Source organism: Streptomyces sp. NPDC004031, from assembly GCF_053604375.1.
The window spans coordinates 1-23,659 of the sequence record NZ_JBSGHL010000088.1; the positions used below are offsets into that span (position 1 = coordinate 1).

General features: G+C 75.4%; 17 protein-coding genes and 1 pseudogene. 7 read left to right on the forward strand and 11 right to left on the reverse strand.

The features are described 5' to 3' along the window. The first annotated feature begins 49 nt into the window (after nt 1-49). The 4 genes from ACWERV_RS34415 to ACWERV_RS34430 all read left to right on the forward strand — a co-directional run bounded on the left by ACWERV_RS34415 (nt 50) and on the right by ACWERV_RS34430 (nt 7,666). Entirely contained in the window at nt 50-2,806 is a 2,757-nt protein-coding gene (locus ACWERV_RS34415) for a hypothetical protein (protein ID WP_452940619.1), read from the forward strand. Nucleotides 2,807-2,840: 34 nt separating this feature from the next. After that, complete coding sequence (locus ACWERV_RS34420; protein ID WP_452940621.1) at nt 2,841-3,284, forward strand: RbsD/FucU family protein; 444 nt, start codon at nt 2,841-2,843, stop codon at nt 3,282-3,284. A gap of 168 nt (nt 3,285-3,452) precedes the next feature. Continuing rightward, nucleotides 3,453-6,500, forward strand: coding sequence for an FG-GAP repeat domain-containing protein (locus tag ACWERV_RS34425; RefSeq protein WP_452940622.1), 3,048 nt, complete (start codon nt 3,453-3,455; stop codon nt 6,498-6,500). A gap of 116 nt (nt 6,501-6,616) precedes the next feature. Continuing rightward, nucleotides 6,617-7,666, forward strand: coding sequence for a helix-turn-helix transcriptional regulator (locus tag ACWERV_RS34430; RefSeq protein WP_452940624.1), 1,050 nt, complete (start codon nt 6,617-6,619; stop codon nt 7,664-7,666). A 131-nt stretch (nt 7,667-7,797) separates the two neighbouring features. On the opposite strand, the pseudogene ACWERV_RS34435 reads toward ACWERV_RS34430, so the two are convergent. Then, nucleotides 7,798-8,772, reverse strand: a pseudogene (locus tag ACWERV_RS34435) (MFS transporter); the annotation flags it as partial. 493 nt (nt 8,773-9,265) lie between these two features. Between ACWERV_RS34435 and ACWERV_RS34440 the strand changes: the two are divergent. Together ACWERV_RS34440 and dhaL are read left to right on the forward strand one after the other, a co-directional pair. After that, nucleotides 9,266-10,321 carry a dihydroxyacetone kinase subunit DhaK gene (locus ACWERV_RS34440; RefSeq protein WP_452940626.1) on the forward strand — a complete coding sequence of 352 codons (1,056 nt, stop codon included), beginning with the start codon at nt 9,266-9,268 and terminating at the stop codon, nt 10,319-10,321. Beyond that, nucleotides 10,318-11,013 (forward strand): dihydroxyacetone kinase subunit DhaL, encoded by a 696-nt coding sequence (gene dhaL / locus ACWERV_RS34445; protein WP_452940628.1) that lies wholly within the window; start codon nt 10,318-10,320, stop codon nt 11,011-11,013. The genes ACWERV_RS34440 and dhaL overlap by 4 nt, the downstream gene beginning before the upstream one ends. Before the next feature lie 64 nt (nt 11,014-11,077). On the opposite strand, the gene ACWERV_RS34450 is transcribed toward dhaL, so the two are convergent. Both ACWERV_RS34450 and ACWERV_RS34455 read right to left on the reverse strand, forming a co-directional pair. After that, nucleotides 11,078-11,938, reverse strand: coding sequence for an HAD family hydrolase (locus ACWERV_RS34450; protein ID WP_398183559.1), 861 nt, complete (start codon nt 11,936-11,938; stop codon nt 11,078-11,080). Between the two features lie 276 nt (nt 11,939-12,214). Then, nucleotides 12,215-13,132 carry a ScbA/BarX family gamma-butyrolactone biosynthesis protein gene (locus ACWERV_RS34455; protein WP_452940631.1) on the reverse strand — a complete coding sequence of 306 codons (918 nt, stop codon included), beginning with the start codon at nt 13,130-13,132 and terminating at the stop codon, nt 12,215-12,217. Nucleotides 13,133-13,269: 137 nt separating this feature from the next. Here ACWERV_RS34455 and ACWERV_RS34460 point away from each other — a divergent pair, with 137 nt between their 5' ends. Next, nucleotides 13,270-13,935: a ScbR family autoregulator-binding transcription factor gene (locus ACWERV_RS34460; RefSeq protein ID WP_452940633.1), complete on the forward strand. Its 666-nt coding sequence runs from the start codon at nt 13,270-13,272 to the stop codon at nt 13,933-13,935. Between the two features lie 28 nt (nt 13,936-13,963). Here ACWERV_RS34460 and ACWERV_RS34465 read toward each other — a convergent pair whose 3' ends face one another. The 8 genes from ACWERV_RS34465 to ACWERV_RS34500 form a co-directional block, all read right to left on the reverse strand. Next, the gene (locus tag ACWERV_RS34465) at nt 13,964-15,475 is read right to left on the reverse strand and encodes an alkaline phosphatase family protein (RefSeq protein ID WP_452940635.1); all 1,512 of its coding nucleotides are present in this window, start codon (nt 15,473-15,475) and stop codon (nt 13,964-13,966) included. A 156-nt stretch (nt 15,476-15,631) separates the two neighbouring features. Further along, a complete protein-coding gene (locus ACWERV_RS34470; RefSeq protein ID WP_452940637.1) occupies nt 15,632-17,227 on the reverse strand; it encodes a N,N-dimethylformamidase beta subunit family domain-containing protein in 1,596 nt (531 codons plus the stop codon). A gap of 3 nt (nt 17,228-17,230) precedes the next feature. Beyond that, nucleotides 17,231-18,316: a hydrogenase expression/formation protein HypE gene (gene hypE / locus ACWERV_RS34475; protein ID WP_452940639.1), complete on the reverse strand. Its 1,086-nt coding sequence runs from the start codon at nt 18,314-18,316 to the stop codon at nt 17,231-17,233. Then, nucleotides 18,309-19,433, reverse strand: a complete 1,125-nt coding sequence (gene hypD / locus ACWERV_RS34480; protein ID WP_398183544.1) for a hydrogenase formation protein HypD — start codon at nt 19,431-19,433, stop codon at nt 18,309-18,311. The genes hypE and hypD overlap by 8 nt, the downstream gene beginning before the upstream one ends. Beyond that, entirely contained in the window at nt 19,430-19,744 is a 315-nt protein-coding gene (locus ACWERV_RS34485) for a HypC/HybG/HupF family hydrogenase formation chaperone (RefSeq protein ID WP_452940641.1), read from the reverse strand. The genes hypD and ACWERV_RS34485 overlap by 4 nt, the downstream gene beginning before the upstream one ends. Before the next feature lie 56 nt (nt 19,745-19,800). Then, nucleotides 19,801-22,137 (reverse strand): carbamoyltransferase HypF, encoded by a 2,337-nt coding sequence (gene hypF, locus ACWERV_RS34490; RefSeq protein WP_452940643.1) that lies wholly within the window; start codon nt 22,135-22,137, stop codon nt 19,801-19,803. Further along, nucleotides 22,134-23,099 (reverse strand): hydrogenase nickel incorporation protein HypB, encoded by a 966-nt coding sequence (gene hypB, locus ACWERV_RS34495; RefSeq protein WP_452940644.1) that lies wholly within the window; start codon nt 23,097-23,099, stop codon nt 22,134-22,136. Before hypB ends, hypF begins: the two co-directional genes overlap by 4 nt. 3 nt (nt 23,100-23,102) lie before the next feature. After that, nucleotides 23,103-23,501, reverse strand: a complete 399-nt coding sequence (locus tag ACWERV_RS34500) for a hydrogenase maturation nickel metallochaperone HypA/HybF (RefSeq protein ID WP_452940646.1) — start codon at nt 23,499-23,501, stop codon at nt 23,103-23,105. Nucleotides 23,502-23,659 lie beyond the last annotated feature (158 nt).

The window sequence follows — 23,659 nt, forward strand, 5'->3', positions numbered from 1 at the left end:
CGCCTTCGCGACCTTCACCCGGCTGCTGTGGCAGTTCTGCTGACATCCGTTGCCCGCACACAGCACCGCGCAGGAGCGCTTCCGCGACCCCGACCCGTGGCACTCACCCGCGACGTACTGGTTCTGGCACCACCTGCCCGACCGGGACACGATCCGCACCCAGGTGCGGCAGATGCACGACGCCGGGATCCGCGGCTTCCAGGTGCAGGCGCGCCTGGCCTACCCGATCGAGGGCTACCTCGACGAGGACTACCTCGCCGCCTGCCGCTGCGCCGTCGAGGAGGCCGCGCGGTACGGCATGGTCGTCGGCGTCTATGACGACTACAACTGGCAGACCGGCCACGCCGGCGGCCGCGCGGTGGCCGGGCACGACGAACTGCGCGAGCGGCACCTGTTCTGGGTGCGGATCGGCCCCGGGGAGAGCGAGGGGACGCTCCGGGGGATCCGCTCGGCGACCGAGGACCTGGGCCCGGCCGCGATGCGCTGGCACTACGAGGGCGGCGCGGTCGCCTGGGCCGACTGGCGGACCGAGTACGTCCTCGTCCGCCGCGGGCCGGGCGGCGCGGTCGCCGAGCGGCCGGACGCCGTCGAGCGCGTGCGCGGCGCCGCCGACGGGTGCCGCGTCCACCTCACCGGGGCGGTGGCCGAAGGGGAGGAGACGATCGTCCTGGTCTCGGCCCGGTGCGCCACCTCACGGCTGGTCAACCCCATGGACCCGGCCGCCGTCGACCGCTTCGTGGAGGCCGGCTACCAGCCGTTCGCCGACGCCCTCGGTGACTTCTTCGGCAGCACCGTCGCCTACATGTTCTTCGACCAGCCGCACGCCGTGTACTACGACTGGGAGGGCCGCACCGGCGACCTGCGCTCGGCGATGCCCTTCCACGCCCGGCTGGCCGCCTCGGTCCGCGAACGCTGGGGAGCGCGCACCCCCGAGGTGCTCGCCGCCGTCCTGGACGGTGAGGAACCGGAGCAGCTGAGCCTGCGCGCCCAGTTCTACGAGCACTTCAGCGCGTACGCGACGCGGACCTTCCTCGGCCGGCTGCGGGACTGGAGCCACGCCCACGGCCTGCTCCAGTCCGGCCACGAGGTGCTCGGGCACGTCGGCGGCTGGCGGCTGGACACCGCGTTCGCCCACTGGGACCTGCGGGTGAACTTCGGCCTCGACCACTTCGGCGTCGACGCCTACCGGGACCTGACGGCGGTGGACGCCCAGGACGCCGTCGCGCAGCTCAGCCCGGTCCTCGGCGACTCGGTCGCCCGCCACCACGGCCGCAGCGGCACCATGGTCGAGCAGTACTTCCTCACCCCGCCCGAGGGCGGCGCCCCGTGGTCCGGCCACTGGGGGCTGGGCCTGGAGGAGCTGCGCACCACCGCGATCACCCACCACCTGCACGGCATGCGGCAGATGATCTTCCACGGCTTCTACCAGACCCACGGCCACGGCGCGGACCACGAATCGCTGGCCAACCCCCGCTTCGACTTCCCCCCGGGGATCAACTTCGAGCCCTGGTTCCCCGACCACCACCCGCGCTTCGCGGCCGAGAGCGCGCGGCTGAGCGAATTCCTGGAGCCGGTGGCGCCGCGGGCCGACGTCGCCGTCCTCTACCCGCTGCGCACCCTGTGGACCGAAGGCCAGCTCGGTCCGCAGGCCCGGGTGACGGGCGACTGGGCCCGCGCGCTCACCGAGGCCGGGGCCGGCTTCCACCTCGTCGACGAGCGCGACATCGAGGACGCCGCCCTGACGGAGGGCGCGGTCCTCTTCGGCGGACGCCGCTACCGGACCCTCGTACTCCCCTCCGTGACCACCCTGCGCTCGGCCGAGGTGCTGCGCCGGATCCGCGGCATGGCCGAGGCGGGCGTACGGGTGATCGCCGCCGGGGCCACACCGGCCGTCTACCAGGAGGGACCCCAGTCCGCCGCGGCGGACTGGGCCGCGCTGGCGCCGTCGGTGGAGATCCGCGCGGCGGTCCCCGGCGCGGACGCGCTGCGTGCCCTCGTCCCGTACGACCCGGACGTGCCCGACGTGCGCACGGCGGTGCGCTGGCGCGGAGGCCCGGAAACGTCCGGCGTCCAGCGGGAGCCCGCGGGCCCGCGGTCCTCCGGCGCCTTCCGGTTCGCCTTCTTCGCCGGTCCGGGGGCCGGTGCCGAGTCGGCGGTGGAGGTGCGGCTGCCCGCGGGAGCCTGGCACGTCGAGGAGTGGACGGCCGCCGACGGCTCGGTGCGCGACCTGGGAACGGCCGAGGGCGAGATCGCCTGGCGGCTGGAGCCCAACGCCCTGCGCCTGCTGCGCGTGCGCCCCGCCGGACAGGCCGCGCCCGCCGTGCCTGCCGCGCCGGAGGCCCGTGACGCCTGGTCCGCCCCGCAGGAGCTCGCCTCCGGGTGGTTCCTGGAGATCCCGGACGACGCCCACGAGGAGGCGGGCACCCGCCGCCCGATCGCCGTCACGCACGGCTGGGAGGGCCAGGGCCTCCCGTCGTTCGCGGGCGCCGCCGACTACGTCCGGCAGTTCGTGCTCGACGCGCCGGCCGAGCTGGAGCTGATCCTCCCGGCTGTGGCCGGCGGGGCGTCGCTGTCCGTCAACGGGACGGGCGCCGGCGACCGGGGCTGGTCCCCCTACCGGTTCACCGTCCCCGCCGGGTGCCTGCGGCCGGGTCCGAACGAACTGCGCCTCCGCCTCACCCCGTCGGCGGCCAACCGCTACTACGCCGGCACCGGCCTGCGCCCCGCCCCCGAGCCCTGCGGGCTGCTCGCGCCACCCGTGCTGCGCCGCCGTGCCCCGCGGCCCGCCCCCGGCGCCGACCACTGACCCGCCCGAACCCCACGACAGAAAGCCGCCGACCATGCTCAAGGGGATCGACCCGCTGCTCTCCCCGGACCTCCTGCACGCGCTCGCGCTGATGGGCCACGGGGACACGATCGCGCTCGTCGACCGGAACTTCCCCGCCCACTCCCTGAACGAGCGGGTGATCCGCCTCGACGGCACCGACGTCGTCTCGGCGGGCCGTGCCGTGCTCGGTCTCCTGCCGCTCGACACCTTCGTCCCCGAGCCGGTCGCGCGGATGCGGGTCGTCGGCGATCCCGGCAGCCGGCCGGCGGTGCAGACGCAGTTCCTCGCCGTCGTGGAGAAGGAGGCGGGCAGGCCGGTGGCCGTCGAGGGGCTGGAACGCCAGGCGTTCTACGACCGGGCCCGCGCCGCCTTCGCCGTCGTCGTCACCGGCGAGGACCGGCCCTACGGCTGCTTCCTGCTGGTGAAGGGTGTCCTCCCGGAGTCCGCCCCGGAGTGACGCCGGCCGGCCCTCTCCTCGGGCGGGTTCTCGGGTGGGTTATTCACAGGCATGGAAAGTGTTGACCGAGTTCACACTCTGCGTGCTAGCGTGGATCGCACACAACGGGGGCGTGGGTGGCGGTGTGAACCGCATCCGCCGCGCGCGCCGCGAGGGGGAGTGGTTCCTGTGAAACGCCATCAGCTCGTGCGCGCCGCCGTGGCGGTGACCGCGGTGTTCTCGCTGGGCGCGGGAAGCGCCCTGGCCGTCTGCGGACAGGCCCACGCGGCCGGGGCGGCGGACGTCCGGATCCCGGCGGTCGACGCCACCGGCGATCCCGCCGTGTCGCTGGTCGCGACGGGCTTCGACGGGGAGCTGTTCCAGGTCGAGGGCACCGCCGGCTACCAGTGGACCGGCAACGCCAACGGCGCGACCAAGGCCGTGCCGGCGCTGGACGGCGTCCCGGTGTCGGCGATAACGGCCGGCTACGAGAGCAACAACCGGATCGGCTACTCCAGCGCCGACGCCGACGGCTCGACGCGGTTCACCTTGCTGACCGTCACCACGGGCACCCGGACGTCCTTCACCGTGCCGGCCGAGGACGCCCACCCCGTGCTGGGCGGCGGGGCGGCGCTGGCGACCAGGACGGCCGAGGACGGGTCGCGCGAGTACCGGATCGTCCGGCCCGTGGAGGGCACCTTGTCGGACATCCCGGTGCAACTGCCGGCCGGTGCGGTCGCGGACGAGGCTCCGGCGGTCCTGGCCGCCCTCGACATCAGCGCCGTGGTGCGCTGGCAGCAGGACGGCGCGGCGGCCTACGGCATCGTGAACGAGATCACCGGGAAGGTCCAGGTCCTCCCCGTGACGGGTGAGGCGAGCAGCTTCGCCCTCACCCGCGACGCGGTCAGCTGGTACACCGCGCAGGGCACCCCCGCGGTGCACATGATGGCGCCCGGGAGCACCACGGCCCCGCGCGTCGTCGCCGTCGCGCCGCGGTCCGGCGCCGTAGTGCGCGCTTTCACCGTCGGCACCCATGTGGTCTGGAACGACACGCCCGGCGGCCCGCTGCATGTGGAGCCGGCCGTTCCGGGCGAGTCCGCCCAGGACGTGCTGCCCGTGGCCGAGCAGGTGCTGCCCGGCCGTGACGGGCTGATCGTGGTGGGCCGCGACGCCTCAGGCGTCCGCGGCATCTACCAGGTCTTCACCGACGGCACCGGAACGGTCGTCACCTATGTACGGCACACCGTTCCGCAGCTCTACTACCGGGGAGAGGTGACGGGGCTGACGCTGGACCGGGGCACCGTCCGCGTGCAGAACACCGTCCACGGCGCGACGACCCTGCGCGGCGAGAGCGTCGGTCTCGGCCCGGAACCGCGAGCCGGCGCCGAGCTGCCGGTCCAGGACGTACCCGTGAGCGACCTCCCCGGCACGCCGGGCCGCTTCGCCGACGGCGGCGACGAGGGCGTGGCCCGCCTGGTCGTTGACCCCGCCACCTCGACGGACGCCCTGGTCACCGCGGACGACCCGGCACCGGTCGCGCTGCCCGCCAGGGGCGGCCGGATCCTCGGCACCTCCCCGCGGTACGTGCTGTACCGGACTCCGGGCGACACGCCGCACGAGATCGTGGTGGACATCGCGCGGAACACCATCGTCCGCGACGACACGGCGGCCTCCGAGGTCCTGGACTACTCCACGCTGTGGACGGCCTCGTCCGGCACGCTGACCGCCACCGACCTGCGGACCGGCGCCCCGGCTGGCTCCCTGCCGACCGGCGCCGACTGCGCCCCCGACGACCTGCGCACCAACGGGCCGCTGCTGTACTGGAGCTGCTCCGGCGCGGGCCTCGCGGGAGTGATCGAGACGGCGACCGGCCGGACCTACCCGGCACCGTCCGGCGACGTCCTGCTCGGCGACGGCTTCCTGGCCGCGTACGACCCGGCATCCGGCGCGATCCACCTGACCGCGCTGTCCGGCGGCACGAGCACCGCCCTCGACGACGTCACCGGCATGAAGAGGCCCGCCGCGGACACCGACACGCGCGGCCTGACCTGGACCGTCGATCCGACGTCCAACAAGCTCGCCTACGTCGACCCCGCCGACACCGTGCACGTGGTGCAGGCGTACCCGACCGCCGGGCCCGCCTCCCAGCTGACCTTCCCCGACCGGTCGGTGCCCGCCGCGTTCAGCGCGCTCGGGGCGGACGGCGGATGGCACCCGCGGTGGTGGGTCTCCAAGCCGGTCGCCACCTGGCAGTTGACGGTCACCAATGTGATGACAGGGGCCGAGGCCCGGTTCTACAGCGGCTCCGCCGTCACCCCCGCGGTGCGGTCGATCTCCGTCTCCTGGGACGGCCGGACGGGCGGCGGCCTCATACTCCCGAGCGGGACGTACCGCTACGAGCTGCTGGCGCAGGCCGCCGACGGCACCGGGCAGTCCGCCTCCGACCGGGGCACCGTGACCATGACCGCCAACGACGCCGCCCCCGGCGCCCTGCTCGGCCGCGACACCTCGGGCACGCTGTGGCAGTACCGCACCACGGGGAAGGCCGCGGCGCCCTACCTGGCGAGGACCGAGATCGGCGGCGCCTGGGACCGGTACACCGCGCTGACGTCCCTGTCCGGCCAGCGCAGCGACGCGAGCGGCGACCTCGTGGCGCGCGACGCGAACGGCATCCTCTGGTACCACCCCGCCACCGGCGACTCCACGGCCCCGCTGGGCACCCGCCAGAAGGTCGGCGGCGGCTGGAACACCTACCAGGAGCTGGAGGGCGCGGGCGACGTGACCGGGGACGGCCTCGCCGACCTCGTGGCGCGGGACGCGTCCGGCACGCTGTGGCTGTACGCGGGTACGGGGAGCGTCACGGCGCCGTTCGCGGCGCGTACGAAGGTCGGCGGCGGGTGGGGTGTGTACACCGCTCTGGTCGGGACGAACGACGTGACAGGTGACGGCCGGTCGGACATGGTGGCGCGGGACGCGTCGGGGACGTTGTGGTTGTACGCGGGTACGGGGAGTGCCGCGGCGCCGTTCGCGGCGCGTACGAAGGTCGGCGGCGGGTGGGGTGTGTACACCGCTCTGGTCGGGACGAACGACGTGACGGGTGACGGCCGGTCGGACATGGTGGCGCGGGACGCGTCCGGCACGCTGTGGCTGTACGCGGGTACGGGGAGCGCCGCGGCGCCGTTCGCCGCCCGCACCAAGGTCGGCGGCGGCTGGAACACCTACGACGCCCTGGCCTGACCCCGGCGTTCCTGTCCGCTCCTGTCCGCTGCTCCGCGTCCCCGGCCGTCACCGGTCCGGGGGCGCGGAGCCCCCGGTCCGGGGGCGCCCGCCCGCGGGCCTGGGATGATCGGTGCATGCGCGCGGCCCGGCTCCTCTCCCTCGTCCTCCTGCTGCAGAACCGCGGCAGGCTGACAGCCGGTGAGCTGGCGGCGGAGCTGGGCGTGTCCGTGCGCACCGTCTACCGTGACATCGAGTCGCTGAGCGGCGCGGGTATCCCGGTCTACGGCGACGCCGGGCACCACGGCGGCTACGAGCTGCTCGGCGGCTACCGCACCCGGCTGACCGGGCTGCACGCCGACGAGGCCGAATCCCTCTTCCTCGCCGGGCTGCCCGGCGCGGCCGACGACCTGGGGCTGGGCGAGGTGCTCGCGGCGGCGCAGCTGAAGCTGACCGCGGCGCTGCCGCCCCCGCTGCGGGACCGGGCGGGCCGGGTCCGCGAGCGCTTCCACCTCGACGCCCTCGGCTGGTACCGCGAGCAGGACTCCCCGCCGGTGCTGGTGGCGCTCGCCGGCGCCGTGTGGGACCAGCGGCGGATCCGCGTGCGCTACCGCCGCTGGGCCGAGCCGAAGGAGGTCGAGCGCACGCTCGACCCCTACGGCCTGGTCCTCAAGGCGGGCGTCTGGTACCTCGTCGCGGCGGTGGACGGCACGGTGCGGACCTACCGGGTGTCGTCGATCCTCCGTCTCGACGTCGGCGAGGACGGCTTCGAGCGGCCCGCGGGATTCGACCTCGCCGCCCACTGGCAGGAGTACCTCACCGCCTACGACGCGCGCAGGCTGCGGCTTCAGGCCCGTGTCCGGCTCGCCCCCGGGCTGCTGCCCGCGCTCCCGGACCGCCTGGACGCGGCGCTGGTCCGCGCCGTCGAGGCCTCGGCGGGCCCGCCGGAGGCGGACGGCTGGGTGACGGCGACGGTCCCCCTGGAGTCGGTCGAGCTGGCGGTGCCGCTGCTGCTGTCCCTCGGGCCCGACGTCGAGGTGCTGGCACCCGAGGAGCTGCGCGGCGCCGTCACGGAGGCGGCCGCCGCCGTGCTCGGCCGGTACCGGTCCGGAGCGGGGGAGCGCAGCAGCAGCCCGGCGGACACGGTCGCCAGCACCCCGAGAGCGGCGAGCACCGCGAAGCCGTAGCGCGTGTCGGTGCGGTCGGTGACCGCCGCGACCAGGAGCATCACGGCGACCGTGGCCGCCAGCCCGCCCCCGTTCGCGATCCCGAACACCCTGCCCACGGTGGCGTCGTCCGCCGAGGCCATCAGCATGGTCCGGGAGGCGATCCGCGCCTGCCCGAAGAAGAACGCGCCCAGCGGCACCGCGACGACGTAACCGGCGAGCCCGAACTGGCTCTGGAGCACCAGCCCCGCGTCGCAGACCAGGAAGCCCGTGACGGCGATGCGCAGATCCGGGCTGCGCCTGCCCACGATCCGGTAGGCACCGGCCGCCGCCAGGAACCCCAGACAGCCGAGCGCGTCCACCGCTCCGAACACCCCGGCGCCGCGGTGGAGTTCACCGATGACGGCGGTGGGCATCAGAGCGTTGAAGACCGTGACGACCACGCTCCCCTGGGCGTAGAGCAGGATGAAGCGTCGCATCCGCAGGTCTCCGCCCGGGGCCGTCGGCGCGGCGGCCCCTGCGGGGGCGGACGCCTTCGGCGTCGCCTCCGGGCGACGCCCCACCGCGGCCACGCACAGCGCCGAGACGGCGAACGTCCCGGCGTTGAACACCAGCAGCGGCACGGCGCCGAAGGCCTGGACGCACAGCCCGCCCAGCGTCGCCGACAGCAGCATCCCCGCCTGGGTCCCCATCTCGTAGCGGGCGTTGAACCGCCGCAGCAGCTCCGCCGGCACCCGCTCCTTGATCAGCGCGGAGCTCGCCGGGAGGAAGAGGGCGCCCACGACGGCGAGCGCCAGGTTCGCGCCGTAGATGCCGGGACCTGCGGCCCCGCCGCAGACCAGCCACAGCGGCAGCGCGAGGGCCAGCGCCGCGCTGGTGACGTCGCAGCCGATCCACAGGGCGCGGCGGTCGAAGCGGTCGGCCATCCGCCCGAAAAAGGGCGAGAGCAGCGCCTGCGGCCCGGCGACGGCGATGAAGAGCCAGCCGACGGCCATCATGGTGCGCTGCTCCCTGATCATGAGCAGCGCACCGACGATGAGCTGGACGTTGTTGCCGAGAGCGGTGGCGAAGGCGGCGGGCACGAGCAGTCGCTCGGCCCGGCGGGAGGAGTGATGAGCCAGGTGCATGCCACCACTGTCCGCAGGTCCGCTGACATCTTCTGTCAGTGAAGTGGAATGAGTGAAGTGGGCCGAGATCGCCGCCCCCGCGGTGAGGTCCACGAGGTGTCGCCCGGCTTCGGGCGCAGGGGGTGGGTCCGGGGGCGAATCCACGTCGCGAGCCCGCTTCCTGACGCGGCGTCACGACCGGGCCCCACGCTTCCGGGAGCGGCTGCCGCACCGGGGCGGGGGAGGGCGCCCCCGCCCGGCCGGCATGGGCGAGTCGCCGCCGGACGGGGCCGCGACACGCCCATGCCGCCGGGGGCGGCGCCCCCGGAGCTCGCGAGCGCTCCCGATGCCCGCGCGCCGCGCCGCGCGCCCTTACGCCGTCCGGGTGAGGCGCCCGCGCCGGGCACGGGCACCGGTCAGGCAGGACGTCCCAGGCCGGGGCGGTCGGGACGGGCACCCGGTTGCCGGTCACCGGGTCAGCCCTGACGATGAGGTGGGGACAGGAGGTCGCGCCATGAGCCTGTACTTCGCCAACGCCCTCCCCGACCTGGTGGACGACGCGCTGGCCGGTTTCGCCCTCGCCCATGCGGACACCGTCCGCTGGGACGAGCGGGACGGCTATCTGTGTGCGCTGCGGCCCGCCCCGGCACGCCGCGTCGGACTGGTCTCCGGCGGCGGTTCCGGGCACGAGCCGCTGCACACCGGATACGTCGGCGCCGGCATGCTGGACGCGGCCTGTCCGGGCCGGGTCTTCGCTTCGCCGCACAACCGCCAGGTCTTCGCAGCGGCCCGCTCGGTCGCCCGCGAGGACGGGGTGCTGCTGCTGGTCAAGAACTACACCGGTGACCGGATCAACTTCGGCATCGCCGCCGAGCGGCTCGCCCATGAGGGCATCCGCTGCGGGCGGGTGCTGATCGACGACGACGTCGCCTCGCAGTCCGCGGACTCCGCCACCGGGCGCCGCGGCACCGGCGCCGCGGTGCTCGTGGAGAAGATCCTCGGAGCCGCCGCCGACACCGGCCGCGGGCTGGCCGAACTGGAGGATCTCGGCGCCAAGGTCGTCTCGCGGTGCCGGAGCCTCGCGGTCGCGTCGGCCCCGCACACCTCGCCGGTGACCGGGAAACCCGCCTTCGAGCTCCGGCCGGGCACGCTGGAGTACGGCGTCGGCATCCACGGCGAGCGCGCCGCCCGCACGCTCCCGGCCCGCTCGCTGCGCGACCTGGCCGAGGAGATGGTCGCCTCGCTCGCGGAAGCGCTAGGCCTGGGCGGCAGCTCGCGGCTGATCGTGCTGGTCAACGGCCTCGGCGGGGTCACCCGGCTGGAGCTGTACGCGGTGCTGCGGGAGGTCGCCCGGCTGCTGGACAAGCGCGGCGCGGACACCGTGCGTGTCCTGGTCGGCGACTTCGTCACCGCGTTGGACATGCGCGGCTTCTCCGTCACGCTCCTCGACGCCGACGACGAGCTGCTGCGGCTCTACGACGCGCCGGCCGCCACCCCGGCCTGGCCCGCCACCCCGGCGCCGCCCGACTGGCCGGGCGAGGTGCCGCAGATCCCGGGAGAGGCACCATGAGCGACACGACCATGCGACCCGAGCACACCGGCCCCGGCCCCGTCGCCTTCGCCGCCTTCACCGATCGGTGGGTGCGCGCCTTCGCGGCGACGGCCACGGCGACCGAGGCCGAGCTGACCGCCCTCGACCAGCAGGTCGGCGACGGCGACTTCGGCACCAACCTGGTCGCGGGCCTGCAGGCCGCGATGCGCCTGCTGGACGCCCCGCCCGGACCCGGGACCGGACCCGTGCAGCCGCTCGGGGCCGCGGCGAGCGCCTTCCTGGACGAGGTGGGCGGCACCAGCGGACCGCTGTTCGGGCTGCTCTTCCAGGAGATGGCCGCGGCGGTGCAGGACGGCGCCGCCGTCGCGCCCACCGCCGCGCTCGCGGCGGGGGTGCGCGACGGGCTCGCCGCGATCCAGCGGGTCGGCGAGGCGGAGGTCGGCGACAAGACGCTTGTCGACGCCCTCTCCCCGGCCGCCGCGGCCCTGGCCGCGGCCACCGGAGCCGATCCGGCGCAGGCCCTCGGCGAGGCGGCGGGCGCGGCGTGGCGCGGGGTGCACGGCACCGCCCGGATGACCGCCCGGCGCGGCCGGGCGAGCTACCTCGGCGACCGCGCGGCTGGTGTGCCCGACCCCGGCGCGGTCGGTGTCGCCCTGCTCTTCACCGCGGCCGCGGGTCCGGTCAGGGTGCTCGCGCCACTCCTGCCCTGAGCGGTGGCCGTTGCCCGGCCCGGCGTGGTGGCGCCCGGCGGGGCAACGGCGTGCGCCTTCCGGCTCAGTGCGGATGGGTCCGGGCCGACCGGCGCTCGGCCCACGCGGTGATGTCGCGGTCGTCCAGCCGGTCGACCCACAGGTCCACCTCCGCCGCGACGCGGTTGCCCGGCCACGGGCCCACGCCGAGGATGCGCAGCCCGGCGCGGCGCGCCGCCTGCACACCGCACGCGGAGTCCTCGACGGCCAGGCAGCGTTCCGGTGCCGCCCCGCACAGCCGGGCGGCGGTGAGGTAGACGTCGGGTGCGGGCTTGGGGCGTACCGCGGTGTCGGGCACCACCAGATGGTCGAAGAAGGACAGCAGCCCGGCCGCGGACAGGCAGGTCTCGACGACGTCGGCCGGGCAGTTGCTGGCGACGGCGAGCGGGGCGAACGCCGCCGCGCGGCGGACCAGTTCCGCCGCGCCGGGCATGGTCGCCGCGTTCGCGGCGACCATGGCGCGGAAGTGGTCGAGCAGTGCGCCGGTCAGCTCCTCGGCGAGGTCCGGCCGGCCCGCCTCGTCGGCCATGAGCTGGCCGCACTCGGTGTAGTGGACGCCTTTGGCGCGCTCGGCGAAGCCCGGCGCGGCGCGCAGCCCGTGGTCGCTGAGCGTCAGTTCGCGGGCGTCCTGCCAGTTGCGCTCGGTGTCCATGAGCGTGCCGTCGCAGTCGAAGACGACCGCGTCCGGCGTCCAGGCCAGCAGCGCCGCGCGCTCCGCCGAGCGCGCGGGTGCGGGTAGGTCGGTCGCGGGGGCGTGCTCGGCCGGCGCGGTGCGCGCGGCCGCGACCGCGTCGTGCGCGGGCGCCGGGACGGGCGCCGGTGCCGTCGACGTGGCGGCGGACTCCGGCGCGGACGGCGGGGAAACGGAAATGCGGTGGTCGTTCATCGGCGAGAATTCCGTTCGGGAATGCCCGGGAACACGGGCAGGAAGGCGATTTCGGCCCGTCTGTCCGGGCGGGGAGGTGCGGCCCCGCGCACAACGCGACAGCGCGATGTGGATAAAGGCGCGCGAAGGGATACCCGGTGGTCGCCCGCGCCACTGGGCGTCACCAGGAACATAACGATCGTTACGTTATGGACGCCTACCAGGAGTGGTCAAGCAATTCTCCGGTGTGAAAAATCGTGTCCCTTGCGCCGCGCGCCCCCCTGCGTGCAGTTCATATCACCGGAAACCGAGAACTCCGTATGCCGTGACCGCCCCGCCCTGCCGGATCCGGAATGCGCACGTGCGGTGGTGGGCCGCCGCGTCGATGTGCGGCGCCGGGACGTACTCGGTGAAACGCACGGCCGCCATCACCGCGCTCACCGGCCGCAGCAGCCGTCCGCCGGTCGCCTCCGCCGCGCTCTGCCGCGCCGCCTCCAGCAGCACCATGCCGGGCACGTGGTCGCTGGGGTGGTCGAAGAAGAACGGGTGGGCGGGGTCGGCCGGGTCGATCGTGAGCCCGTCCGGCCGGTGCGCCACGACCACGTCGGCCGGGCGCGCCACGCCGAGCAGCGCCGGGGCGGGCCGTACACCGGGCCCCGGCGGCGGCTGCGGGGCGCCGAGCCGGTCGCCGCGCACGGCCGCGTACTTCTCCTCGGGCAGGAACCGCGCACCCCCGCCCGCCTGGGCGAACAGCCGCCCGCCGGCCCGGAAGGCGACCTCCAGGCGCAGCGCGGCGAGCGAACCGTCGCGCCGCTGGCGCGGGTCGGTCACCCGTATCGCGCAGCTGATCTCGGTATGTCCGGCGAGCGCGGCCGGCTCCTGCTCCGGGTCCAGGGCGAAGCGCAGGTCGTCGATGATCATGCGGGTCGCGGGCGGCACGCCGAACCACCGCAGCGGCAGGTAGATGCCGAGCTGCCGCAGCGTCTCCACCACCAGCAGCGGGCTGTGCCGCCCGGTGCCGTCGGCAGGGAAGGTGGTGTGCGGATACGGCCAGCAGGCCGCGGCGCGGAAGCCGCCGGCCGGACCCTCCCTGACGTCCGTCAGCAGCACCTCGGTCACTGCCCTGCGGTGCACCAGCTCCCGGGGAACGGGATGGGACCAGGTCAGATCCGGGGCGCGGACCGAAGCAGACGAAGGACCGGCCAGATTCTTCATATGACAAGAAAAACCCGCGTCCGGAGAATTCGCACCCGCATTGCTTCGCGGATGTAACGGAGGGAAGTCGATCACGCGCTAGATTGCTGCCACCATTGGCGACACGCCGCCACCGCGCGGCGGGCGGAAATTGCGGAGTGGACGTGCAGGAACGGGCCGAGGCGACGCGCAGGTACCTGGTGGAAGCCGCGGCGCGGCTTTTCGAGGAACGCGGATACGCCGGCACGAGCATCAGCGACATCAGCGCGCAGTCCGGCCGCACCAGCGGCGCCATCTACTTCCACTTCAGCAACAAGGAGAAACTCGCCCTCGCGGTCGTCACCGCGACCCTCGACACCTGGCCCGCGATGATCGCCGAGGTCCGCGCCTCGCCCGCACCGGTCCTGGACAAGCTGGTGTCGCTGAGCTTCGCCGTCGCCCGTGCCTTCCGCGACGACGTCGTGGTGCGGGCCGGTTCCCGGCTGTGGATGGAGCGCCGGGCCATCGACGCCCCCGTCCCCGGCCCGTTCGGCGCGTGGACCGAGACCGTCACCGGACTGCTGCGCGAGGCGCGGGAGTCCGGCGAACTGGCCCCGGGCATCGCGCCCGACGACGCCGCTCTGACCGTCGTCTACGCCTTCTTCGGCCTGCACACCGTCTCCGAGGCCGTGGACGGCCGCGCCCGCATCGAGGAGCGGCTGCGCGGCATGTGGGAGGTGCTGCTCCCGGCGCTCCAGGCCGAGCCCGACCCCGCCGCACTGCTCGACCGCGTCCGCGCGTCCGCCCCGGCCGACCCCGCCGGGCCCGTTCCGCAGCCGGTCTGAGCGGCCGTCCCGCGCCGGTGACGGCGGGTCAGGTGCGGGGCCGGTGGCCGCGCTCCTGGCGGGGCGCCTTCTGCTGGGCGGGTACGGACGGCAGCGGCAGGTGCGCGGTGCCGTACTGGGCGAGGTTGTAGCGCGCGCCGGTCTGCGGCAGGCCGGGGGCCGGACGGCGCGGGCCGTCCATGCGCAGCGCCGACGTGAGGTCGCCGGTGACGCGGCGCCGCCACTGGCTGATGTTGGGCTCGGCCACCCCGGTCAGCCGCTCCAGGAAGCGCAGCACCGAGGTGTGGTCGAAGGTCTCGGAGGCGACCCACCCCCCTACCGTCCAGGGCGAGACGATGACGCACGGCACCCGGAAGCCGAGTCCGACCGGCAGCCCGTTGCCGGGTACCCCGGTCGGCGAGGTCCCGGCGACGAACTCGCCCGCGGTGCCGGCCGGCGGGGTCGGCGGCACCACATGGTCGAACAGCCCGTCGTTCTCGTCGTAGTTGAGGATGAAGACGGTCTTCGCCCAGGTCTCCGGGTTGGCGGCGATGGCGTCGATCTTCCCGGCCAGCCAGTTCGCCCCCGCGGCGGGAGTACGCGCGGGGTGCTCGTCGTAGAGCGACGGCGGCAGCAGCCAGCTCACCGTGGGCAGCGTGCCGTTCATCGCGTCGTACTCGAACTGCCCGAGGGGGCTCTCGGCGATCGCCTTGTCGTACAGCGGGTCGCCGGGCCGGGCGGCCTGGTACTGCGCCATGTTCGCCAGCGGGGCCAGCCCGGTCGGGCCGCCGCCGGGGCCGGAGGACGGCTCGTGGTAGATCCGCCAGCTCACCCCGGCCGCCTCCAGCCGCTCGGGATAGGTGGTCCAGGAGTACGTGCCCTTGGCCGCGCCGTTGTCCAGCGCCGGGCCGCCCGCCAGGCCGTCCGGGTCGATCGTGCCGGTCATGTGCATGTAGCGGTTCGGGTGCGTCGGGCCCATCACCGAGCAGTGGTAGGCGTCGCACACCGTGAAGGCGTCGGCCAGCGCGTAGTGGAACGGGATGTCGTCGCGCGTCAGGTAGCCCATCGTGTACGGGCCCTTGGCGTTGCCGTCCGCGGCGCGGTGCGCGGGCAGCCAGCTGTCCATCGCGCCGGCGTTCCACGCGTCGTGCTGCGCCTGCCAGGCGTGGCTGAGCGACGGCACGGCCAGCGCCGCGGTGGTCCGGGAGTCCATGTGGTAGGGCAGCAGGTAGCCGTCGGGGTTCTGGGCGTCCGGCTGGTAGAACACCGGGCGGCCGCCCGGCAGCCTGACGGCGTGCGGGTCCTCGAAGCCGCGCACCCCCGACAGCGTGCCGAAGTAGTGGTCGAAGCTGCGGTTCTCCTGCATGAGGATCACCACGTGCGCGATGTCGGACAGCCGCCCGCCGGACCGGGGCTCGGCGGCCGCCGCCCGGCTGAGGTTGGGCGGCAGCACCGACGCGGCGGCGGCGAGTCCGCCCACGGCCGCGGCGGCGCCGAGCAGCCGCCGCCGGGTGGGGGCCTGGTCCTGCTGCGGTGCGGGGTCGTGCGGGGCGTCGGGCATCGGCGTTCCTTTCGCGGGCGCGCGCCCGCCGGGGCGCGCGGGGGAGAGGGGCACGGCAAGGCTGCTCCGGCACCCGCACCGTCCGGTGACCGGTGGATGGCGGATACAAGAAGAGGAGTCCAGCAGAAGGGGCGGGCGCCCTGCCCCGGTGGCGCGTCAGGTGCCGTACAGGCGCCCGGTGTTGTCGCGGGGCGCCGGGCGATTGCGACCCGCGGGACCCTCGGCGAAGGCCGTCAGGACGTTCTCGGTGGCGCGGGTGACGAAGCGCCCGGTGCGCGCGTCCATGCCGTGGTCGCGGCCGTCCAGGTTCGTGCCCGCCATCAGGGCTTCCACCCAGCGCATCGTGCCGGTGGCGAAGACCCCCGCACCGCCGGGCGTCGTGTAGTAGGCCGAATCGGCGTGGCTCGGGCGGCCCTTGCAGGTCAGCGGGGAGTGCGCGACGACCTCCAGGGGCCCGGGGGCGGGGTGGTGCGGCATGACCCGGTCGTACTCCACCCCCACCAGATGGTCGAAGCTCTCGCCGCGGCGGACCCCGGTGCCGCGGAAGATCCAGTGGTCGGCGTTCTCCACCACGTAGGGCGCGTCGACGGGGAAGCCCTCGTACATCACGCCGGTCAGCGACGACTCCGGGTCCGCGCCCGGCCCGGCGCGGAAGTCCGTCGTCGCCATGTCCGGGTGCCGGGCCAGGTACGGGTCGGCGTGGTAGGCGGTCTTGTAGCAGACCACCGTGCGGTCGGCCGTGCCGTCGGCACCCGGCTCCAGCCGGACCCGCCGGTAGCAGGTGTTCGCGCCGAGGAAGACCAGGTTGGTGCCCGCGTCCCGGGCCGCGGTGACGTGCGCGCGCTGCTGCGGCGTCCAGTACTCGTCGTGCCCGAGCGCCACGGCCGTGGTCGCGCCGTGCAGCACCCCGGGATCGCGGTGCACGTCCAGGCCGGTGGTGTACGCCAGCGGGATGCCCGACCGTTCCGCGAGCACCACGGCCGCGCGCTCGTAGGCCAGGAACTTCTCCGCCCCGGTCGCCGCGTAGGGCCGGTCGAAGGTCACCGCGAGCGAACGGTGCTCGTACGTCTCGTCCCGCCCGCGGTAGAGGCTGTAGCCGCCCCACTCGTTGTACGCCTGCCAGGTCGCGGCCGCGTGCATCAGCACCGTGCGGCCCGCCGCCCGCGCCGAGCGGACGACCAGCGGGACGTACCGCTGGAAGCCGGTGTCCGCCTCCAGCCGCAGCAGGTACGCCCCTTCGGGCCAGCCCCGCGCCGACACCTCCAGGCTGCGCTCCCACCCGGCCGCGACGGTCCGCCGGGCGACGGCCAGCCGCGCCCGCCCCTGCCGCCCGCCGGCGACCGGGCCCGACGCCCATACGCGGGCCGCCTGCGCCCCGCCGTACCAGCCGATCCGGAAGGCGGTGACGCGGAAGGTGCGGGCCGTCGTCGACACATGCAGCCCGAAGCTCTCGCCCGGCAGCACGCTGGTCCGGTCCGTGTAGCCCTGGACGGCGTCGTCCGGCCCCGTCGGGCCCAGCCGCCACCCCGCGGAGGGGCGCGCGGACGCGCGGGGGGCGGGCGCGGAGGGAGCGCTGCACCCGGCGGCCAGCGCCCCGGCGCCCGCCGCAAGCAGCACCCCGCGCCGGGTGGTGGCCCCGGCCGCGCCGCCGGGCCCGGGATCCGCGTCCTGCGCGGACGCGGCCGCGCTCCCGGGCGCCGCCCCGTCCCCGTGCGGCGCGCTCCCGTCGGTGCCGAGCGCCGGACCGTCCACCGCTCAGCAGATCCGGGGCAGTTGCTCGCCGACCGGCAGGTCGACCACCCGGGTGCCGCCGAGGCCGGTGCGGGCCACGACCATGCCCGGGTGCTCCGCGACCGCCTCGCCGATCACCGCCGCGCCCGCGCCCAGCGGGTGGGCGCGCATCGCGGCGAGGACCGCGTCGGCGTGCTCACGCGGCACGAAGGCCACCAGCCGCCCCTCGTTGGCGACGTACATCGGGTCGAGGCCCAGCACCGCGCACGCGTTGGCGACGGCCGGCGGCACGGGCACGCTGCGCTCCTGGAGCACCACGCCGGTCCGCGACGCCGCCGCGATCTCGTTGAGCGACGCGGCGAGCCCGCCGCGGGTCGGGTCGCGCAGCACGTGCAGATCGGGGGTGACGGCGAGCATCGCCTCGACCAGGGCGCCGAGCGGCGCGGTGTCGCTCTCCACCTCCACCCCGAACTCCAGGCCCTCGCGCATGCTCAGCACCGCCACCCCGTGCGCGCCGAGCGGACCGCTCACGATCACCACGTCGCCCGGCACCACCCGCTGCGGGCGCAGGTCCACCCCGGGCGGGATCAGGCCGATGCCCGCGGTGTTGAGGTAGACGCCGTCGCCGTGACCGGACTCGACGACCTTGGTGTCGCCGGTGGCGACCTCCACGCCCGCCGCCCGCGCGGCCGCCCCGATCGCCGCGGCGACCCGGGCGACCACCGACATCTCCACGCCCTCCTCCAGGATGACGGCGCAGGACAGGTACGCCGCCCTGGCGCCGCTCATCGCGAGGTCGTTGACGGTGCCGTTGACGGCCAGGTCGCCGATCGACCCGCCGGGGAAGAACAGCGGGCGCACCACGTACGAGTCGGTCGAGAAGGCCAGCCGGGCGCCGCCGAGCGTGACGGCCGCCGCGTCGCCGAGCTGCGCCAGCACCTCGCCGCCGAACGCCGGTGCGAAGACGTGCTCGACCAGCTCGGCGGACATCGCCCCGCCGCCGCCGTGCCCCATCACCACCCGCGGCTGGTCGCGCAGCGGCGCGGGGCAGGTCCAGGACAGCATGTCCACCGGCGCGGGTCCGGCCGGCGAGGGAAGGGTGTCAGACAACGGAGGTCGCCTCCTGGCGCGCCGGGGCGGTACCGAGCCGCCGGTAGAGGTAGTACGCGGCGCACGCGCCCTCGCTGGAGACCATCGTGGCGCCCAGCGGCGTACGCGGGGTGCAGACGGTGCCGAACGCCTCGCACCGGTCCGGCTTGAGCAGCCCCTGGAGCACCTCGCCCGCCCGGCAGGCGGCCGGCTCCACCGTGCGGATGCCGTCCACGCGGAAGCGGTGCTCGGCGTCGAACTCCCGGTAGCGCTCCGACAGCCGCCAGCCGCTCTGCGGGATCACGCCGATACCGCGCCACGCCCGGTCGGTCACCTCGAAGACGTCGTCGAGCATCGCCCGCGCCGCCGGGTTGCCCTCCTCGCGCACCGCCCGCGGGTAGGCGTTCTCCACCGTGTGCTCGCCGCGCTCCAATTGGGCCACCGTGCGCCGCACGCCCTCCAGGATGTCCAGCGGCTCGAAGCCGGTGACCACGATCGGCACCCGGTGCCGCTCGGCCAGCTCCGGGTACTCGCCCGTGCCCATCACACTGCACACGTGCCCCGCCGCCAGGAACGCCTGCACCCGGCAGTCCGGCGAGCGCATGATCGCCTCGATCGCAGGGGGCACCCGCACGTGCGACACCAGCAGGCTGAAGTTGCGGATGCCGAGCTTGCGCGCCTGGTACACCGTCATGGCGTTGGGCGGCGCGGTGGTCTCGAAGCCGATGCCGAAGAACACCACCTGCCGGTCCGGGTTCTGCTGCGCGATCCGCAGCGCGTCCAGCGGGGAGTACACCACCCGCACGTCACCGCCCTCGCCGCGGACCCCGAACAGGTCGCGCCCGGTGCCCGGCACCCGCAGCATGTCGCCGAACGAGCAGAAGATCACGTCCGGGCGGGAGGCGATCTCCAGCGCCTTGTCGATCACTTCGAGCGGGGTCACGCACACCGGGCAGCCGGGTCCGTGGATCAGCTCGACCTCGTCGGGCAGCAGCTGGTCGATGCCGTGCCGGATGATGGTGTGGGTCTGCCCGCCGCACACCTCCATCAGCGCCCACGGCCGCGTCACGGTCGCGTGGATACGGTCCAGCAGCCGCTTGGCCAGGTCCGGGTCCCGGAACTCCTCGATGTACTTCACCGCAGGCCCTCCTGCGTCGTCCCCGTACCGTGCTCCACTGCCCCGCCCTGCGCCGCGATCTCCCACGCGTCGCCGAACTCCTCCTGCAGCATGCCGAGTTCGGCGAACAGCTCCAGCGTCCGCAGCGCCGACTCCTCGTCGAGCCGCTGCAGCGCGAAGCCCACGTGCACGATGGCGTACTCACCGACCTCCAGGTCCGGCAGGTACTCCAGGCACACCTCCTTGACGACACCGCCGAAATCGACGGTGGCCATCCGGGTGCCGTCCCGGTCCTCAATCTCCAGCACTCTGCCGGGCACCGCCAGGCACATGGGCTCTCCTCGCTGCTGTGGGGCTGTCGTGGGTGGGGGGGGAATGCGATACGTCGTCAGGTGCCTGCCGCGCCGCGGTGGGCGGCGACCACCAGCTGGCCGAGCGCGAGGCCGCCGTCACCGGGCGGGACGACGCGGTGCGCCAGCACCGTGAAGCCGTCGGCGCGCAGCCCGCGGGCGCAGTCCTCGGCCAGCAGGGCGTTGCCGAACACCCCGCCGGACAGCACCACGGTCTCCAGCCCGTGCCGCTCGCGGGCCGCCGCGCAACCGCGCCGGACCAGACCAGCGACGGCGACGTGGAAGCGCGCCGCCACCGTGCCAGGACCGGCGCCCGCCCGCAGATCCGCGAGCGCCGCCGCCAGCACCGGGCCCGGATCGGCCACGAGTTCGGCTCCCGTCCCGGGCCCCAGCCCGAAGGCGTAGCCGTCGCCGTCCTGCGCGGGCGCCGCCACCGCCGCGGCCTCCAGCTCCACGGCGGCCTGGGCCTCGTAACCCGCGAGGTGGCACACCCCGGCGAGCGAGGAGACGGCGTCGAAGAGCCGGCCCATGCTGGAGGTCGGCACGCAGTTCAGCCCGCGCTCCAGCTGCCGCTCCAGCACCCGCAGCTCGTCCGCCGGGCAGGCCGCGACCGGCGGCAGGTCCGCGTCCCAGGCCAGCCCCGCGGCCCGCAGGTGCGCCAGCGCCATCCGGTACGGGCGGCGCACCGCCGCGTCACCGCCCGGCAGCGGTACGTACGCCAGCCGGCACCAGCGGGTGAAACCGGCGTAGTCGGCGAGCAGGAACTCCCCGCCCCACACCGCCCCGTCGTCGCCGTAGCCGGTGCCGTCGAAGGCCACGCCGATGACGCGGCGGGCGCCGTCCAGCCCGTGCTCGGCCATCGCGGCGGCCACGTGCGCGTGGTGGTGCTGGACGCGCACCAGCGGGCGGCCGTCCCGGTGGCCCTGCGCCCACTGCGCCGAGCGGTAGCGCGAGTGCCGGTCGGCGGCCAGCAGCCGCGGGCGCACCGCCGTGACGTCCGCGAGCTGCTGCCGGGCGCGTTCGAAGGCGGCGACGGTCGCCGGGCCGTCCATGTCGCCGATGTGCGCCGACAGCCAGGCGCGCCGGCCCTCGCCCAGGCACAGCACGTTCTTCAGGTCGCCGCCGACCGCCAGCGCGGGCGCCACGTCCACCGGCAGCGCGACCGGCAGCGGGGCGTAGCCGCGCGAGCGGCGCACCGGCGAGAGGGCGCCGTCCACGACGCGCACCACCGAATCGTCGCAGGGGATCCGGATCGGCCGGTCGTGCACCAGCAGGGCGTCCGCGAGCGGGCCGAGCTTCGCCACCGCCTCGGCGTCGTCGGTGACGATCGGTTCCCCGGACACGTTGCCGCTGGTCATCACCAGCGCCGCGGGGCCCGGCGGATCGCCGGGCAGCCCCAGCAGCAGGTGGTGCAGCGGCGTGTACGGCAGCATCACCCCGATGTCGGGCACACCCGGCGCGGCCGCGCCGCCCGTCCCGGCACGCCGCCCGCGCAGCAGCACCACCGGCCGCACCGCCCCGGCCAGCAATTCCCGCTCCCGCGGCGTGGTCCGCGCCAGCCGCTCGGCGCCGGCCAGGTCCCGCACCATCACCGCGAAGGGCTTTGCGCCACGCCCCTTGCGCTGCCGCAGCCGTGCCACCGCAGCCTCGTTCTCCGCGTCGCACGCCAGGTGGTAGCCGCCGAGGCCCTTGACGGCGACGACCGCGCCCGCGGCCAGCAGCGCGCGGGCGGCCTCGACCGGATCGCCGCCCGGGGCCGCGGCGCCGGGCACCACCAGCCGCAGCCGGGGGCCGCAGTCGTGGCAGGCGATCGGCTGGGCGTGGAAGCGCCGGTCGCCCGGGTCGGTGTACTCCGCCGCGCACGCCGGGCACATCGGGAAGCCCGCCATCGTGGTGTGGACGCGGTCGTACGGCAGCCCGGTCACGATCGTCAGCCGCGGCCCGCAGTTGGTGCAGCTGACGAACGGGTGGCGGTACCGCCGGTCGGCCGGGTCGGCCAGCTCGGCGAGGCAGTCCGCGCAGGTCGCGGTGTCGGGCGGCACCGCCGTACGGACCGGCCCGGCGCCGCGGGAGGGCACGATCGCGAAACCGGCGCCGCCCGCCGGGGCCAGGTCGCACCGCTCCACCGACTCCACCGCCGCGAGCGGCGGCGCGCCGGGCCCGACCCGCTCGCAGAAGAGCGCCACCGCCGCGGCCTCGCCCTCGACCTCGGCCAGTACGCCGTCACCGGTGTTGGTGACCCATCCGGTGAGCCCGAGCCCGGTCGCGAGGGTGTGCACGTACGGCCGGAAGCCGACGCCCTGCACCACGCCCCGCACGGTCACCCGGCTGCGCAGCACCGGCCGCAGGGCGGCCGGTTCGGCGAGACCGGTCATGACGCGGGTGCCACCGGCCCGGACACCCCGGCGTCCGACCGCCCGGGGGCGGGCCCGTCGTGACCCGCGGCGCCCGCGTGCGCGGGCTCGCCGTCGCCGACGGGGCCGTGGTCGTGCCCGGCGGCGCCGACGGTGTGAGCACGGGCGGGTTCGCCGCCGGGCCCGTGGGTGGGCGCGGACAGGTCGTCGCGGGCGGGTCCGTGGTCGTGCGCGAGGCCGTGCTCATGGGCGTACGCGTGCGCGTCGTCGTGCGTGTGCGTGTGGCCGGGCGCTGCCGCGCGGGCCATGACCGGCTCGTGCCGCGGGCCCCCGGCGGCCGCCGCCGTGGCGCGGTCCAGCAGCGCGCCCGCGCCCAGGCCGTCCCGCGCCGAGGTCAGCAGCACCTCCACCCCCGGGTTGACCTGGGCGACGTTGGCGCGGAAGGCGGCCTCGTCGAAGCCCACCGCCCCGGCGATGTCGGTCTTCGTCACCACCACCAGGTGCGCGAGGCCGAAGGCCGTCGGGTACTTCAGCGGCTTGTCCTCGCCCTCGGTGACGGACGCGAGCACCACCCGCAGTGTCTCGCCGAGGTCGTAGGAGGCCGGGCACACCAGGTTGCCGACGTTCTCCACGAAGAGGATCCCGGTGCCCTCCGGCAGCCAGCCCTCCAGATGGCGCGCGAGCATGTGCGCCTCCAGGTGGCACAGCCCGTCGGTCAGCACCTGCTTGACGGGCGCTCCGGAACGGGCCAGCCGCCGCGCGTCGTTCTCGGTCGCCAGGTCCGCGGTGAGCGCGGCGACCCGCAGGCCGCGGCCGGTCGCGAGCAGCAGCTCCTGCTCCAGCAGCGCGGTCTTGCCGCTGCCGGGGCTGGACAGCAGGTTGACCACCGTCGTGCCGCGGGCGGCGAGTTCGGCGCGCAACGCCTGCGCGCGGGTGTCGTTGCCCGCCAGGACGGCCTGCTGGAGGTCCACCACTCGGCACATGCTTCAGCGCTCCTCGCCGCTCGGTCCGGGCCCGGCCGCGACCGGCGGCGTGCCGCCGTCGGCGAACCGCACCCCGGTGATCTGCAGTTCACGGCCGCTCAGCAGTTCGGCCGCGGCCGATCCGCAGGCGGGACAGCACAGGTCGGGCGGCATCCCGACCGCCCACTGACCGGCGCAGCGCCCGCACCGGGCACGCCCGGGGACGGTCTCGGTGACCAGTTCGGCGCCCGCCAGCACCGTGCCCTCGCAGCCCAGCCCGAAGCCGAAGGACAGCGCGTCGGGCACCACCCCGGCCAGCTCGCCGATCCGCAGGTGCACGCTGTGCACGCCGGTGGCGCCGGCGGCCCGCGCCGCCTCCTCCACCTGCCCGATCACCGCCATCGCGAGGGACATCTCGTGCATCGTCGTCTTCCCTGCCGGCCGTTCCCGCCGCTCCAGCTCCGCCGCGCTCCAGTCAAGGACCCGGCGGGGGGGCCCCCCCCCGCACCCGGGGCCCGGGGCGCCCGGGGGGGGGGGGGGGGGGGGGCCCCCCCCCCCCCGGCGGGGGCGGGCGGGGTGGC